Below are 1,207 nucleotides of genomic sequence, written 5' to 3' on the forward strand. Positions count from 1 at the left end.
CCATGCCGGCCGCACCGGCGGCCGGGGCCAGCCACGTCCCGGCCGCTGCCTCCCCACATCCTGATACCCCTCCCCCCGCCCGGGGGGGAGGATTCCAGACCCGAATCCTGCCGGCACTGGGCATCCTCCTGGTGACGGGAGGACTCGCCCTGCTGGCCTGGTTCGCCTACCTCTGGACCCATCCCGGCACCGCCCCCTACCGCTACATCCTGACCAAGGAAGGCAACATCTCCGAATTCAGCGAACTTGGCATGGAAGCCTGGCCGGATCTCACCCTGGCCCAGTACGAGATACGCACCGACGCAGTACCCGACCCCATCGCCCATGCCACCACCGCGCGCCGGGACGGCCAGCCGCCGGTCCTCATCAGCTGGGAGAACCGCACCAGCGAACTGCTCGTCTCCCTCGACAGCAAGCTCGAAGAACTCACCACCCTGGCCGTGGCCATCGACAAATACGCCGCCAAGGACGCACGCATCCTCGCCTGGTGGGACATCTCCCGGCAACTCGACCTCCTGTCCGGGCGCAAGACCCTGTTCACCCACCACCTGGGCGAACCCCTGATCGCCCCCACCCCCTGGGAACAATACCATGACGCCATCCGCCACCAGGAAGCCCAGTTCTGGGGCGACCCCGCCCCGGCCGAAGAGCGGCGCACCTTCGAGCGCTTCGTCGACGCCCTCCTGAGCGAACCGGCGCAGGGTGCGGCCCTCCTGCGCGAACTGGCGGACGCCGACCAGGCCCCGGGCGCCCCTGCACGCGAAGCCTACGTCGTCATCCACGTCACCGACCTCTACAAGCTCGGCCTGGTGCGCCCCGACGCGTTCGACATCACCTACAAGCACTTCCCCATGGAAAACAACATGCACGGCATGATCGGCTACATCAAGAACTGGTCGCAGGACAACAACTTCATCACCTACACCCTGCAGTCCCTGTCCGAGAGCCTGGTACGCGGCTACTTCCTGCGCGACGAGAGCAGCACCCGCACCCTGCTGGCGCAGATGCTGCCCTTCACCCGCTCCACCCCGCTTAACCTCACCGCCCTGCAGCTCATCTACCAGCAGGGCGGCTACTGGGTCTACAAGATCCCGGCTGCGGGAGAGGCGCTTGCAGCCAGCCCGCGCTCCCACCCCCGCACCACCACCGGCTACATCGGCGAACACGCCCCGGCCGCCTCCGGCGATGCCGGGCCTGATTCCCCCCC

General features: G+C 67.9%; 1 protein-coding gene. It reads left to right on the top strand.

The features are described from left to right. Positions 1-1,207 (top strand): hydroxylamine oxidation protein HaoB (gene haoB, locus BT108_RS13290; RefSeq protein WP_072295029.1); only part of this gene is annotated, 1,207 nt, incomplete at both ends.

This window comes from Nitrosovibrio sp. Nv17 (genome assembly GCF_900119085.1).
Taxonomy (GTDB): Bacteria; Pseudomonadota; Gammaproteobacteria; order Burkholderiales; family Nitrosomonadaceae; genus Nitrosospira.